The sequence below is a fragment of the Yaniella soli genome (assembly GCF_054782375.1).
Genome location: NZ_BAAGSP010000031.1, coordinates 1 through 14036 on the forward strand (window position 1 = coordinate 1; position 14036 = coordinate 14036).

Genomic DNA, 14036 nt, shown 5'->3' on the forward strand with positions numbered 1-14036 from the left:
AGTCGAAACCGACTACCACTGGACCGAAACCGACACTTCGGCGGCAGCCTAGAAATGAAAATACGCAGACCCTCCACAAAACCCGGGACTTGACAAAGCCGTGAAAAACTGATAGGAGAAGCAACCAGTTATTCATCCTCATCTACCGGAGATCTCATGGCTCCCGTCAAGTTCAACCCGCCGTTGATTGCTTGGATTCGTGAAGTCATGGCATCAGTGGCCTATCGATTGCACGCTAACAAGGTGCTGCATCTCCAAGAGTAACGGTGCCCCCGACACGATTCGAACGTGCGACCTTCCCTTTAGGAGAGGGATGCTCTATCCAACTGAGCTACGGAGGCTGATGGCCATAATACCCAGGCTATCTTAGGGTATCTCGCGGTCGGGATCCATCGATGTTGCAAGTCCCGGGCTATTGCGCCCGATAAACTTCAAAATGAGCATGGCAACGATCCAGACCACCAATAGGGCCAGGAACAACCACTGGAGGATGGTCAGCGTCGAGGCGACGGAAACGTTTGCTTGGGTGCTTTCCATCAGTGCTGTTTCTCGAGTCATCGACCCCCACATGTCCAGCGCTGCATAGCCGATGGCAGCGACGACTGCACCCCATTTAGCTAGTTTGAAACGAAGGGTCCAGAGGCCCACAGCAATGACGCTGAGTCCCATCAAAACGGGGAAAATGCGGCCAGCAGTGATGTGTACCCAGTTGTACTGCCCCATGGCGGCATCGTCCATGCGATCAGAGAGCTGTTCGACGTCAGTCACGTTGAACCCAGACAGACGGTGGTCGAGCATCGACATCCCGCCGGTGAGCTGTTGCATACCTTGCAAAGCGAGGACGTGGTAGTAGAACGCCATGAACACCGTGACGGCCAGGACCGCAAACACGAGGATGCCCGGGTTGCCTTCTTGTTGGTTGGCCCGGCGAATGTCCTCTTTGGCTTGGGCCGCGGTTAAGCGTGGTCGCTCGGCACGTTTTTTCGACTGCGGTTGGGCCGACTGGTCCGCCTCGTAGTCTTTAGCTCGGCGCTTTCTCGCCACACGTCCTCCAGGGTTCTGTGAATACCTGTAGTTCATCTTAGTTCAGTTCGCGTGGACGGCGCCTCGGTGTTCTCCACAGCCGGCGAACATACCGCAGCATTTGAGTCACCTGGCGCTAGACTTGTGGCCTATGGCCTACCAGACTTCTTTACCCAGTTTTCGTCCTGCTTTTTCTGCCGAGACTCCAGCCGAGGACCCGGCACAGGTATTGAATGCCTCGGCCGAGCATTTGGTCACCGGGCTGAACCCGTCACAGGCTGAGGCGGTGCAGCACCGAGGCGGGCCATTGCTGATCGTCGCGGGCGCCGGTTCTGGTAAAACGCGTGTGCTGACCCACCGCATCGGGCATTTACTGGCAACCGGAGATGCCCGCCCGCACGAATTTTTGGCCATTACCTTCACAAATAAAGCCGCTGCGGAAATGCGCGAACGGATTGGTGAACTCGTTGGCCCGGATGCCGCCAAGATGTGGATCTCGACCTTCCACTCATCGTGTGTGCGTATTCTGCGGCGAGAAGCGAAGCACGTTGGTCTGAAATCGAACTTTTCGATTTATGATGCCAATGATTCGTTACGCCTGATTACTCAGATCGCGAAAGACGCTGATCTGGATCCAAAACGCTTCGCGCCCAGAGCCATCCGAAATAAGATCTCGTCACTGAAAAACGAACTTGTCGACGATGATGCGTTCTCCTCGACCGCTCCAGCTGATCCGTGGCATCAGGCTGTGACTGAGGTCTACAAGGAATACACATCGCGTTTGCGGGGTGCCAATGCCATGGACTTCGACGACCTGCTGGGCAACGTCGTGCACATGTTTGAGGCATTCCCCGCGATCTTGGATAACTACCGTCGTCGCTTTCGATTTGTGCTGGTTGATGAGTACCAGGACACCAACCACGCCCAGTACCGACTGGTGCGTTTACTCACCGGTGCCCCGGGTGAGCCCGAAGGTGTCACGACCGACGGCGGCCAACTCACGGTTGTGGGTGACTCCGATCAGTCCATTTACGCGTTTCGCGGTGCCGATATTCGCAATATTATCGACTTTGAACACGATTACCCGGATGCCACCGTCATTCGGCTCGAGCAAAACTATCGTTCGACCCAAACAATTCTTGACGCGGCCAATGCGGTGATCGCACAGAATCCATCGCGCGAGATCAAGCGCTTATGGACGGATGAGGGCAGCGGGGAAGTGATCACCGGCTACGCGGCTGAATCAGAATCCCGTGAAGCCCAATGGATCACAGACACCATTGACGATCTGATGGACAACCACGACTATCGTCCCGCCGATATGGCCATCTTCTACCGCACCAACGCCCAGTCACGTTCGATTGAGGAACGACTCATCGCCTCCGGTATCCCATACCGAGTCGTTGGGGGCACGCGATTTTATGACCGCAAAGAAATTAAAGACGCGCTGGCATACCTACGAGTGGTCGATAACCCTGACGACGATGTGAACCTGCGTCGTATTCTCAACGAACCAAAGCGCGGTATTGGCGATCGTGCCGAAGGAACCATCGCTGCACATCAGGCCCGTGGTCAGTCGACGTTTATGGCCGCACTTCGCGATGCTGAAAATTCACCGGGCGGTCTCGCTACCCGGTCGCTGAATTCCGTCAAAAAGTTTGTTCAATTGCTCGATGATATCGAACAGGTTGCCGCGACAGAGTCGGTAGCCACCATCCTCGAGGCCGTACTGGAACAGACCGGGATGCTGGAAGCACTGCGCAATTCCAAGGACCTGCAGGACGAATCACGTGCCGAAAACCTCGGTGAGTTGGTCGGCGTCGTCCGCGAGTTCGATAAGGCCAATCCAGAAGGCACACTCGGAGACTTTTTGGAGCAGGTCGCACTGGTTGCTGATGCAGACCAACTGCCTGACGCCACCGATGAAGAAGGTAAAGCGCTCGCAGACCACATGGGCGAGGTCACGCTCATGACGCTGCACACAGCAAAGGGGCTAGAATTCCCGGTGGTCTTTTTGACCGGGATGGAACACGGCATCTTCCCGCACGCCCGCTCTCTGGCCGATGAAAAAGAACTGGCTGAGGAACGACGGCTCGCGTATGTTGGGCTGACTCGTGCACGTGAGAGACTCTTTGTCTCCCGTGCAGAGTCTCGCAGCATGTGGGGGCAGCACCAATTTAACCCGGCCAGCCAATTCCTCGCCGAGATCCCAGCTGAACTCATTGAATGGGAGCGCGAGGGCAAAGGTTCACCAGCAACGTCGCGTTTTGGGCCGGCTTTTGGTGGCTTTGGCCAAGATGCGGGGCCACGAGGATTCAGATACCGAGATGCGCAACGCTTCAGTGGCTCACACTGGGGTGCATCGCCTGCAGCGAATCAGTACGGTAAAGCAGCGCCAGAAGGTATTACCGCGGCGCAAGAAACGGCCCGGGTGACCAAACCGAACCAGCGCACTGCCGTCGATCCGAATAAAGAAGTTATCGCGGTCGCGGCCGGTGACATGGTCGAACATAAGACGTTTGGAGAGGGCGTGGTGACCGGAGTCCAAGGTGTTGGACAGAAAGCGGTAGCCGTCGTCCAGTTCGCAGAATCCGAAAAGCGCTTGCTGCTGCGCTACGCGCCGCTGACGAAGCTGTGATGCGGTCGAATATGAGTCATTATTCGGGAACGTTGCTCGCAGTGGACTAAGGTATTGCCTTAGGAGTTCTGTGGCGTGAAGCCGAACTCGCAGATGCTCGGACATAATCTGTGCCGGGTATCTCGTTCAATAAGTTGTCGAGGTAAAAGGACTGCCACCCGTGGACCTGTATGAGTACCAGGCACGCGATCTCTTTGAAGCACACGATGTTCCTGTGCTTGCTGGGATCGTTGCCGAAACCCCGGAAGATGCAAAAGCCGCCGCCGAGAAACTCGGTGGCGTGACCGTGGTCAAAGCCCAAGTTAAAGTAGGCGGCCGCGGTAAAGCCGGCGGTGTCAAAGTCGCCAAGACCGCTGACGAAGCATACGAATATGCCAAAGAAATTTTGGGCATGGATATCAAAGGTCACACCGTCCACCAGGTGATGATCGCTGCAGGCGCTGACATCAAAGAAGAGTACTACTTCTCGATCCTGCTGGATCGTGCCAACCGCACCTACCTGGCCATGGCTTCGGTCGAAGGCGGTATGGACATCGAGCAGTTGGCTGTAGAGCGCCCGGATGATCTGGCCCGTGTAGAAGTCTCACCGAGCACCGGCCTCAACCGTGAGGTCGCCGAAAAGATCGCAGCCGAAGCTAAATTCGCTGACGATCTGCAGAGCGACATCGCCGATGTACTGGTCAAACTTGGCGACGTCTTCAAAAAAGAAGACGCCACGTTGGTCGAAGTCAACCCACTGGTGTTGACCGGTGAAGGCAAACTCATCGCGCTCGACGGAAAAGTTTCCGTTGACGATAACGCGATCTTCCGTCAGCCAGAGCACGCGAATCTGGTTGACGAGCGCACCGAAAACCCGCTCGAGGCGAAAGCTGAAGCCAAAGACCTCAACTACGTGAAGCTAGAAGGCTCCGTTGGTGTGATTGGTAACGGTGCTGGTCTCGTCATGTCGACACTCGACGTCGTTGCCTACGCTGGTGAAAATCACGGCAACGTGAAACCAGCAAACTTCCTGGACATTGGCGGTGGCGCTGACGCACAGGTCATGGCCGATGGTCTTGACGTGATCCTGGGTGACCCAGACGTCAACTCCGTATTCGTAAACGTCTTCGGTGGTATCACCGCCTGTGATCAGGTGGCAACCGGTATCGTGCAGGCCCTGGAAATTTTGGGCGATGCTGCCACGAAACCACTGGTTGTCCGCCTGGATGGTAACAAGGTGGAAGAAGGCCGTGCCATTTTGGCCGAAGCCAACCACCCGCTGGTCACCATCGCGGCCACCATGGACGAAGGCGCTGTCAAGGCAGCCGAGCTGGCGAACAAATAAGGACGGGATAAGAAAATGTCGATCTTCCTCAATAAAGATTCCAAGGTCATCGTCCAGGGTATTACCGGTGGCGAAGGTACCAAACACACCGCATTGATGCTCAAAGCTGGTACCAACATCGTCGGCGGCGTCAACGCTCGTCGTGCTGGCGAAACTGTCGAGCACGTCGACGCCGAGGGCAATGACGTCTCACTCAACGTGTACGGTTCGGTCAAAGAAGCCATGGCCGAAACCGGGGCAGACGTATCGGTGGTCTTTGTGCCACCAAAATTTGCCAAAGATGCTGCCATGGAAGCCATTGAAGCCGAAATCGGGCTGATGGTTGTCATCACCGAGGGCATCCCTGTTCAGGACACCGCAGAGTTTTTCGCTGCGTCCCAGCAGAACGTTGATGCCAACGGTAAACCAAAGACTCGTATCATTGGGCCAAACTGCCCCGGTATCATCACACCAGATGTTGCACTGGCAGGTATCACCCCGGCCACCATTACCGGCACCGGCCCAATCGGTCTGGTCTCCAAGTCAGGTACCCTGACCTACCAGATGATGCACGAGCTCTCCGAGATCGGTATCTCGACTGCTATCGGTATCGGTGGCGACCCGGTCATTGGTACGACCCATATCGACGCGCTGGAAGCATTCGAACAGGACGCCGACACCAAGGCCATCATCATGATTGGTGAAATTGGTGGCGACGCGGAAGAAAAAGCCGCCGAATACATCAAAGATCATGTCACCAAACCAGTTGTTGGTTACATCGCCGGCTTCACCGCACCAGAAGGCAAGACCATGGGTCACGCCGGTGCGATCGTATCTGGCTCATCGGGTACCGCTGCAGCCAAGCGTGAAGCGCTTGAAGCAGCCGGTGTACAAGTTGGCCAGACACCAACCGAAGCCGCCGACAAGATGCGTGAGATCTTCAAAAATCTCTAAACTGCCCATCTGATCTCATCGGATAGCACTGAAGCCCAAGCGAAAAGCTTGGGCTTCAGTACGTTCAGCAGTCGCTACTATGCGGCGTTCTTGAACAGCAAGGCCAATGCCTGGCCACCACCAATACAAGCGGTCACCACCACGTACTCATGATTATTACGACGCATGGCATATAGGGCCCGCAGCGTCAGAATAGCGCCGGTAGCGCCAATTGGGTGGCCCAGCGCGATCGCCCCACCGTAGGGGTTCGTCTGTTCCAGCGACAACCCGGTGTCACGGATGACCGCCAGCGACTGCGAAGCAAACGCCTCATTGAGCTCTACGTGACCAATGTCAGCCGGGGTCAGCCCCGTTTGCTCCCACATCTTCTGCAGCGCAAGCGTCGGCGCATAGCCCATGAGATTTGGATCCATCGCCGCAACCGTGACGTGTTCGAGCGAGCCCAGCACACTGTGGCCCCGTTCGGCGGCAAGGGTGGAGTTCGCAAGCACGAGCGCGGCGCCACCATCGTTGATGCCTGATGCATTGCCTGGTGTGACGGTGCCGTCTTTTTGGAATGCGGCGCGTAGGCCAGCAAGTTTCTCAACGGTCGTATCGGGTTTTGGGTGCTCATCTGTATCGACCGTGCCGATGCGATCCACTTCGACCGGGATAAGTTCTTCGGCAAAGGCCGCCTGAGCTTCGGGCGTGGCGGCACGACGCTGTGATTCTGCCGCGAACTCATCTTGCTCCTGGCGGGATACCCCGTACTTGGCCGCCACATTCTCGGCGGTGACACCCATGTGGGCGTTAGAGAACGGATCGGTAAGCATCGCAATGGTGCCATCCAGTACGGTCCGGTGACCAAGACGCTTATTGCCGCGCGAGCTGAAATCCAAAAACGGCATACGCGACATCGACTCGTTGCCACCGGCAACCACATAGTCGCCACCGCCCCAGTGCAGTTCCTGAGCCGCCGACCAAACAGCTTGCAGCCCGGAACCACACAGACGGTTCACATTGAACGCCGGAATATCATCGCCGAGACCAGCTTCCATGACGGTGCGGCGGGCATTATAGGCATCGGGACCAACCTGGCCGACTTGGCCCATGATGACGTCACCAATCTTATCGCCGTCAACACCGGTGCGCACGAGTGCTTCCGAAATGGCGCGGCCACCGAGTTGGTACGCATCGACGGTCGACAGCACGCCACCGTAGCTTCCAACGGGAGTGCGCGCACCATCGAGTACGACGATTTTTTGTTCTGACATAATATGATTCCTTCGTGGTTATCCGGTGAAGAACGCACAGCCCTTCGACCGATCGATCGCTCGGTGTTATCATTGTGGATCAGCTCACAGAATGTGTCAAGAAAGTGAAGGCGCCATGGCCAAGACTGCCGCAGACCTCGCTGTACCGCGTCCGCCGATTGAATACTGGCGCCGCTATGTGCACGATGACCTACCGCCCATCCTGCACGGGGCGCTGGCGTGCTTCGTCGAAAAGGGCTTCCACGGCACGTCGATCCGCCAGATTGCCGAGCGCAGTGGACTCTCGGTACCCGGTTTGTATCATCATTATGAATCCAAGCACGCCCTGTTAGTCGCCATTATGCAGGATGCCATGAATGACCTATGGGAACGAACACAAATGGCCTTGGTCGAAGCCGGTGATTCGGTTCTGCGACAGCTGCAGTTGTATATCGAGTGCCTAGTGCTGTTTCACGCCAGCCGTCCGGCGGTAGCGTCGACGACCATTACCGAGACGCGCTCCTTGAATCCGCAAGCACGCAGCCACCATATCTCACTACGCGATCGTCAACATAAGGCACTCGATGACATCGTCGATGCGGGGATCGCGCAAGGACTGTTTGGGACAGCACACCCGCGCGAGGCCACCACCGCGGTCATCACAATGTGTACCGGTGTATCGCAGTGGTTTAACCCAGCGGGGGAGCTGACGCCGACCGAAGTCGCGGCGCGCTATCAACACTTCGCCACGAGAATAGTCGACGCCGCCTAGCACTTAGCCAATCAACAAGATGCCGCCGATGAGTGCTGCGGTCACCAGGGTCGGGATGACCAGCGTGATCATGAAGACATCCTTATAGGATTCTCGATGCGAGAGACCACAGACCATCAACAGCGTAATCACCGCACCGTTGTGCGGCATGGAGTCGAGACCACCCGAAGCCATCGACGTGATACGGTGCATGACCTCCATAGATATACCCTGATCTACGGCCATGTTTCGGAGATCCTCGCCGAAGGCATTCAGCGCAATGGTCATGCCACCCGATGCTGAGCCAGTCACGCCGGAGATGACTGACGTGGATACGGCCGATGTCACCAGTGCATTGGATGAAATCCCGAAAATGCCGTCGCGAACAATCGTAAATGCCGCAAGCGACGCAATGACTGCCCCGTAGCCAACTTCCGAAGCGGTGTTAAAGATTGGTTGCAGTGAATTTTTCGTGCCGTCGACGAATGCCTGCCAGAGTTCTTTGGCACGACGGATGTTCAGCAGCACAATGGAGATAATGGCAGCCAGCAGGGCCAGGATGACGGCCCAGGTTGCAGAGCGGTCTGACAGTGTGATCCCGCCGAATGCATCGTCTTCCAACACCGACCAGTCCAAGTTCGGCAAAACGAATTGTGTGGCGCTGAAGTTTACGATGAACACCAGGAGCAGCGGGATGAACGGGAAGAAGTGGTTGGTCGGGGCAAGCGGTGCCTGTGTCGTGGTGGCCGCTACCGGCAGATCCTCGTCACCATAATCGATCTCCTTGCGAGTGGTGACAGGCGCTTTCACTGCGGAAGTCGCAGTGGTAGTCGCGGTGGCCTCGGAGGAGGCTTCGCTGTTGGAGTGACCGTTTGGTGCGTTGTCTGCGGTGAGGCCAAGGTCGGCGCCGCGGCCATATTTGGTCTCCAGGGTGGTGATGTCGTTGAAGCTTTCACCAGCGCGCATCAATTGTTTCTTGCGGAACTCCAGCCAGAACATGCCAACCAAAAACACAAGGGTTCCGCCAACGATGCCGAGTGCGGGGGCGGCGAACGTGCTGGTTTGGAAGAATTGTCCGGGAATAATGTTTTGGACCTGGGGTGCACCGGGGATGGCCGTCATGGTGAACGTCAGGATCCCGAGCGCGATGGTCGCTGGGATGAGACGCCGTGGAATATCGGCGACCCGGAAGAGTTCACGGGCTAACGGGAACATCACGAACACCGCGACGAACACCGAGATGCCGCCGTAGGTCATCAACGCCGAGGTCAACACCGTGGCAAACACCGCTCTGGCAGGTCCGAGCCAGCGGGTAATGGTATTGGCCAAGTCTGTGGCATAGCCCGAGAAGAGCATGAGGGCGCCAAAGATTGCACCGGTCAGAAAGATAGGGAAGTAGCTTCCAACGAAACCTGCCATGGCCGGCATGAAGATATCGGTATAGGTCGCTAACAGGGGCATCCCCGAGGTGATCATTGCCACCAGCGCGGCTATCGGGGCGGCGATAATGATCGAAACGCCTCGATAGGCCAAGGTGATCAAAAGGGCTAGGGAAACGAAAATCCCGATCAGTCCTATTGCCATGGGGTCCTACTTCCGTTGAACGTACTTGTCAGCTGCATCACGCATAGGTGATATATCTCACTGTACGAGCTTAGGTGTTTCCAGGAGCTCGGTCGAATCGATAATCCGCACACCCGGTGTGTATATGTGTGAACTTGCTGGATCTGCGCTGCAGGAGCGCTGTGGTGCCTCGATCGGCGGCTATGTGGCGATGAAAGGGACTTGTCAGAATCGTGTGCTTCACGACACAATCAACACTGAATCACCATCGCATGTTCACGAAGGAAGACGAAGGCCATGACAGAAATCACGTCGCAAGTGCTGAGCACAACGAGCCCAGACATCGCTGCCGAGTCGCTGGAGCTTGATGCGCCGAAAGCCGACGAGGTCCTCATCGATGTGGCGGCTTGCGGGGTGTGCCATACCGACTTGCACGTCATCAAAGAGGAAGTGAATTTTCCCCGTCCCGCGGTCCTTGGACACGAAGTGTCTGGTGTTGTTGTCGACGTTGGTGACGATGTGGAGCACGTCAAAGCGGGGGACCGGGTCGTCGCCTCGTTCATCATGCCGTGCGGTTCGTGCCGGCACTGTGTCGATGGACTGGAAGAGATCTGCGAAGTGTTCTTCGAGAACAACCGCATTAACGGTCGTCTGTTGGACGGGACCACCCGTATGCATCGGCCAGACGGGACCGATGTGGCGATGTATTCGATGTCCGGTCATTCCTCACGCACGGTGGTCCCGGCATCCGGAGTCTTTGGGCTGCCTGACCACGTGAGCCTCCAGGACGCTGCGATTTTAGGGTGCAGTATTTTCACCGCATACGGCTCGGTGTTTGAAACTGGCCGGGTCGTGGAAGGTGACACCGTGGCGGTCGTGGCAGCCGGTGGTATCGGTTTGTCCATCACGCATCTCGCTGCGGCTGCAGGGGCCTCCCGTATTTTTGTCATCGACCTTGATGATCACAAACTGGCGCTTGCCAAAGAGCTCGGCGCCACCGATGTCATTAATGGTCGGGAACAAGACCCCCTCGAAGTCATTACCACCGAACTTGGGCACGGCGTGGATAAGGTATTCGAAGCACTCGGAACACAAGCCACCGTCACACAAGCTGTCTCGCTGGCCGATGATGGTGGGCGAGTGGTGCTGACCGGTATTGCACCACCTGGCCATGTACTCGATACACCGATTGCCCATGTGGTGCGCCGCAAGATCCAAATCATGGGGTCGTATGGGGCGACAGTCTCCACTGCGATGCCCGCCGTCATTGAGCTGGCAGCTGAGGGCAAAGTGGATATGGCCCAACTCATTACGAATCGGTTCACGTTCGATCAGACCGACGCCGCATATAAAGCCCTGGATGCACGCGAGATTCGGGGACGCGGGGTCATCTCCATCAATCCTGATCTGCAGTAATTCGCAGCCAGTGGATACAGCGGCGAAACCGAGCCCGGTGTGGCCATGGTCAAGTACACTCTCAACCATGGACTGGGAAGAACTGCACACGAATCTGCCATCGTTAATGACGTTTCTGACGGTGGCCAGGCTCGGTCGGTTCACCGCCGCAGCAGATTCGTTGGGAATCAACCACGCCACCGTTTCTCGACGGATCAACGGCCTGGAGAAGGTCACGGGTCAACGGTTGTTGCTGCGCTCGCAATCCGGCTGGGAAATTACCGCCGAAGGTCGACAGGTCTTTGAAATTGCCGAGGAAATTGAACAGTCGTTAGCCAAACTGGTCTCGGACGATACGTCGAACGCTGTGACCGGTACCGTCCGGATCGGCGCTCCGGAGGCGTTTACCGGCCACATTGCTGTGCCGGTGTTGGCTCGGGTGCAGCGTGAGCACCCCGGCCTCGACGTCGAGCTATTTACCTCCACACAGCGGGCCCGTCAAAACCGTTCCGGACTGGACTTAGAAATTGTGGTGGGCAAACCCGAGGTGCCGCGCGCCTGGGAGCGACCACTGGTGGAGTATCAGCTGAAGCTGTATGCGACTCAGTCATATCTGGACCAGCATGGTCGACCTGCGACGCTGCAGGAGTTGGGGCAGCACCGCCTGAATTACTATGTTGAAGCCATCCTGTTGGTCCAGGATCTCGATGCGGCGTTGACCAAGCTTCCGCAGATGCGTCCGGGGCTTGCCTCCACCAACGTGTATGCGCATTTGACGGCCACCTTGGAAAGCGCCGGGATCGGGTTGCTGCCGGATTTCGTGGCCGATGCCCACCCAGACTTGGTGAACGTCTTGAGCGAGGAATTTGCGCACCCGGCCACCTACTGGGCGGTGGTACGGCAAGAATCGCTACGCAATCCGGCGGTCGCGACCGTCTACCAAGCCCTGCGGGACTACGCCGATGGGGGCGTTTCGGTGCAACCGGGTCACAGTCCCACCGTACGGTAGTTTTTCGTCGACTAGCCCAGCAGCGCGGCCGCAACAGGCACCGTGACAATCGACAGGAGCGTGGTGCCAGCAAGGATGGCCGCTGCCATATCCCCGGACTCGTCATACCGTTCAGAAAGAATATAGCCCGAAGTCGACATCGGCATCGCGGCCATCAGCAGCACCGTGCCAAACCAGCCGGTGCCCATGTCGTCACGGAAGACCCATGCTAGCCCGAGCGTGGCCAACGGGAAGATCACGTTCTTGAGTCCAATGCCGCTCAGGACCAGCGCGATAGACAGTCCGCCGGAACGCAAGCTTGCCAGTGCAGGGTGCATGGCAATGCCCACGGAAAATAATGCCAGGGGGATGGCCGTGGCCCCCATCAATTCGATACTGCCGGTGATGATGTCGGGTACCGGAATGTTCAGTGCCACCACGGCGACGCCTAATACCGTGGAGATGGTGACGGGGCTCAGCAATGCCCTCGAGACGACTTCTCGACCGAGTCGTTGCAGCGTGTTTTGGTGTCTTTGATTTTCTGTGCCCTTGGAGTGGTCCTGGTCGGAGTCGCCGCGCAGGACGGGGTAGCCGATCAAAAAGACCAGATTGTGCAAGAGGTGGACGATCGCCGCTGGCACGGCTGCCTCGGGGCCCAGCAGGGCGATGGTCATCGGGATACCGAAGTACCCGACATTGCCGTAGGAGGCACTCATAGACAGTGGAGCCGCTTGGTCTGCGTGTTTCGGAGCCAGCCATCGGGTGGCGTAGTACACAACCACCGCAAACACTGCAGGAAATACGAATGCCAGTACCCAGACCTGCCAGGGGAAAGCATCCGGCAGCTCGGCGGTGGCAATCGAAATGTAGATAAAGCAGGGCAGGGCAATTGAGAAGACGAAATTGTTGAGCCCTGCGGCCCCGTGTTTGAAACGTTGGGAGTATCCGGCGAAATACCCGATCCCGAAGATCAGAAACATCGGGGCGAGGACAGCTAGGGCTTCAAGCATGTGACCATTCTAAAAAGCGCAATTCGTATCGTGTCACCAGGTGAACTTCTACACTTCGAAGAGTAAACCGAGCAGGTAGGTGACGGTGGCAGCTCCGATGCCGATGCCCAGTTGTCGTACGGCTCGCTTAAATGGCGACGCGCCAGACAGCAGCCCAACGATGCCGCCGGTAATGATCAACGCCAGTGAGACCGAACCCAGCGCCCAGATGAGAGCGGTGAGCCCGGTGGCGCCGAAAAGATAGGGCAGTACCGGAATGATGGCACCGGTGGCAAAGAACAGAAATGATGATACGGCGACTTTCCATGGACTGCCCACCGCCTCGAATTCCTGTTCTCTGAGCTCTGCTTCTGGACCTTGTGAGCCATCGGGGCGCGCCGAAAAACTTGGGTTGCAGTCGCATTTCAAATAGCCCAAGCGTTCTAAGGCACGGTGGCTGGCATCCTCGGGTGTCATCCCGCGGGCACGATAGACCAGTTCTAGTTCGTTTTGTTCGATGTCTAAGTGCTTCGCGGTGCGCAGCGTGACGTGGGTTGGGTGCGAGGCTTCCAAGAGTTCACGTTGGGAGCGTACCGAAACGTATTCGCCGGCAGCCATGCTCAGCGCTCCAGCCAATAGGCCTGCGATGCCGGTGAACAGCACCACGGATGGGGCCACGCCGGTGGCGCCAATGCCCATCACCAGCGCGAGGTTGGAGACGAGCCCGTCATTGGCACCAAATACGGCTGCACGAAAATTGCCAGCCATGGTTTCGCGCCCACGGGCCGCAAGACCACGGACGACTTCTTCATGGATCGCTTCATCGGCGGCGATCTCGCGTGGCACTTCGGAGTCAGTCTTATAGGGGGTGTGCGATTCGGCTCGCTGCATGAGCGCCAGTACGAAGACCGAACCAAACATGCGCGCCAGCGTGCGTAGCAGGGCTCGGTGCAGGCTCGGGCGCTGCCGTGTTGCTGCGTGTTCGCCCAGCAGGTTGCGCCAGTGCTCGGCGTGACGATCCTCGGCGTCAGCCAAGCCCAGCAAAATGTCTTTCTCGGGCTTTTCACTGCGCTCGGCAAGGTCTCGATAAATCTGGCCTTCCGCGATCTCATCGGCCAAGTACCGTCGCCATCGGCGGATCTGTGATTTGGTTGGCCCGGCGGCCACCGTCACTTCATGCTCATACTCTGAACCGGTCAT

Annotated in this window: 11 protein-coding genes and 1 tRNA gene; 6 read left to right on the plus strand and 6 right to left on the minus strand. The window is 57.4% G+C overall.

Translation table 11 applies throughout. The features are described from left to right. Positions 1–267: 267 nt before the first annotated feature. A tRNA-Arg gene (locus tag ACYVJT_RS13080) sits at positions 268–341 on the minus strand. A gap of 25 nt (positions 342–366) precedes the next feature. Continuing rightward, on the minus strand, positions 367–1044 hold the full coding sequence (locus ACYVJT_RS13085; protein ID WP_343959496.1) for a hypothetical protein: 678 nt from the start codon (positions 1042–1044) through the stop codon (positions 367–369). Between the two features lie 130 nt (positions 1045–1174). On the opposite strand from ACYVJT_RS13085, the gene pcrA reads away from it, so the two are divergent. From pcrA to sucD, 3 genes are all read left to right on the plus strand, one after another. Next, positions 1175–3661 (plus strand): DNA helicase PcrA, encoded by a 2487-nt coding sequence (gene pcrA, locus ACYVJT_RS13090; RefSeq protein ID WP_343959498.1) that lies wholly within the window; start codon positions 1175–1177, stop codon positions 3659–3661. A gap of 160 nt (positions 3662–3821) precedes the next feature. Then, a complete protein-coding gene (gene sucC / locus ACYVJT_RS13095; protein ID WP_343959500.1) occupies positions 3822–4985 on the plus strand; it encodes an ADP-forming succinate--CoA ligase subunit beta in 1164 nt (387 codons plus the stop codon). A gap of 15 nt (positions 4986–5000) precedes the next feature. After that, on the plus strand, positions 5001–5918 hold the full coding sequence (gene sucD, locus ACYVJT_RS13100) for a succinate--CoA ligase subunit alpha (protein ID WP_343959502.1): 918 nt from the start codon (positions 5001–5003) through the stop codon (positions 5916–5918). Positions 5919–5995: 77 nt separating this feature from the next. Here the strand turns inward: sucD and ACYVJT_RS13105 are convergent, their stop codons facing one another. Then, entirely contained in the window at positions 5996–7171 is a 1176-nt protein-coding gene (locus tag ACYVJT_RS13105) for a thiolase family protein (protein WP_343959504.1), read from the minus strand. Positions 7172–7286: 115 nt separating this feature from the next. On the opposite strand from ACYVJT_RS13105, the gene ACYVJT_RS13110 reads away from it, so the two are divergent. Then, positions 7287–7922, plus strand: a complete 636-nt coding sequence (locus tag ACYVJT_RS13110; RefSeq protein WP_343959506.1) for a TetR/AcrR family transcriptional regulator — start codon at positions 7287–7289, stop codon at positions 7920–7922. A gap of 3 nt (positions 7923–7925) precedes the next feature. Here ACYVJT_RS13110 and ACYVJT_RS13115 read toward each other — a convergent pair whose 3' ends face one another. Beyond that, positions 7926–9485, minus strand: coding sequence for a GntP family permease (locus ACYVJT_RS13115; protein WP_343959508.1), 1560 nt, complete (start codon positions 9483–9485; stop codon positions 7926–7928). A 276-nt stretch (positions 9486–9761) separates the two neighbouring features. On the opposite strand from ACYVJT_RS13115, the gene ACYVJT_RS13120 reads away from it, so the two are divergent. Beyond that, the gene (locus ACYVJT_RS13120; RefSeq protein WP_343959510.1) at positions 9762–10880 is read left to right on the plus strand and encodes a zinc-binding dehydrogenase; all 1119 of its coding nucleotides are present in this window, start codon (positions 9762–9764) and stop codon (positions 10878–10880) included. A gap of 67 nt (positions 10881–10947) precedes the next feature. Next, positions 10948–11868 (plus strand): LysR family transcriptional regulator, encoded by a 921-nt coding sequence (locus tag ACYVJT_RS13125; RefSeq protein WP_343959512.1) that lies wholly within the window; start codon positions 10948–10950, stop codon positions 11866–11868. Positions 11869–11879: 11 nt separating this feature from the next. Here ACYVJT_RS13125 and ACYVJT_RS13130 read toward each other — a convergent pair whose 3' ends face one another. Together ACYVJT_RS13130 and ACYVJT_RS13135 are read right to left on the minus strand one after the other, a co-directional pair. After that, positions 11880–12857: an AEC family transporter gene (locus ACYVJT_RS13130; protein ID WP_343959514.1), complete on the minus strand. Its 978-nt coding sequence runs from the start codon at positions 12855–12857 to the stop codon at positions 11880–11882. A 48-nt stretch (positions 12858–12905) separates the two neighbouring features. After that, a complete protein-coding gene (locus tag ACYVJT_RS13135) occupies positions 12906–14036 on the minus strand; it encodes a VIT1/CCC1 transporter family protein (RefSeq protein ID WP_343959516.1) in 1131 nt (376 codons plus the stop codon).

Excerpts from the sequence above, each read along its gene's own strand:
- ACYVJT_RS13130 (WP_343959514.1), bottom strand. The coding sequence starts at position 12,857 with ATGCTTGAAGCCCTAGCTGTCCTCGCCCCGATGTTTCTGATCTTCGGG.
- ACYVJT_RS13135 (WP_343959516.1), bottom strand. The coding sequence starts at position 14,036 with ATGACCGGTTCAGAGTATGAGCATGAAGTGACGGTGGCCGCCGGGCCA.
- ACYVJT_RS13115 (WP_343959508.1), bottom strand. The coding sequence starts at position 9,485 with ATGGCAATAGGACTGATCGGGATTTTCGTTTCCCTAGCCCTTTTGATC.
- ACYVJT_RS13105 (WP_343959504.1), bottom strand. The coding sequence starts at position 7,171 with ATGTCAGAACAAAAAATCGTCGTACTCGATGGTGCGCGCACTCCCGTT.
- pcrA (WP_343959498.1), top strand. The coding sequence starts at position 1,175 with ATGGCCTACCAGACTTCTTTACCCAGTTTTCGTCCTGCTTTTTCTGCC.
- sucD (WP_343959502.1), top strand. The coding sequence starts at position 5,001 with ATGTCGATCTTCCTCAATAAAGATTCCAAGGTCATCGTCCAGGGTATT.
- ACYVJT_RS13110 (WP_343959506.1), top strand. The coding sequence starts at position 7,287 with ATGGCCAAGACTGCCGCAGACCTCGCTGTACCGCGTCCGCCGATTGAA.
- ACYVJT_RS13120 (WP_343959510.1), top strand. The coding sequence starts at position 9,762 with ATGACAGAAATCACGTCGCAAGTGCTGAGCACAACGAGCCCAGACATC.
- ACYVJT_RS13125 (WP_343959512.1), top strand. The coding sequence starts at position 10,948 with ATGGACTGGGAAGAACTGCACACGAATCTGCCATCGTTAATGACGTTT.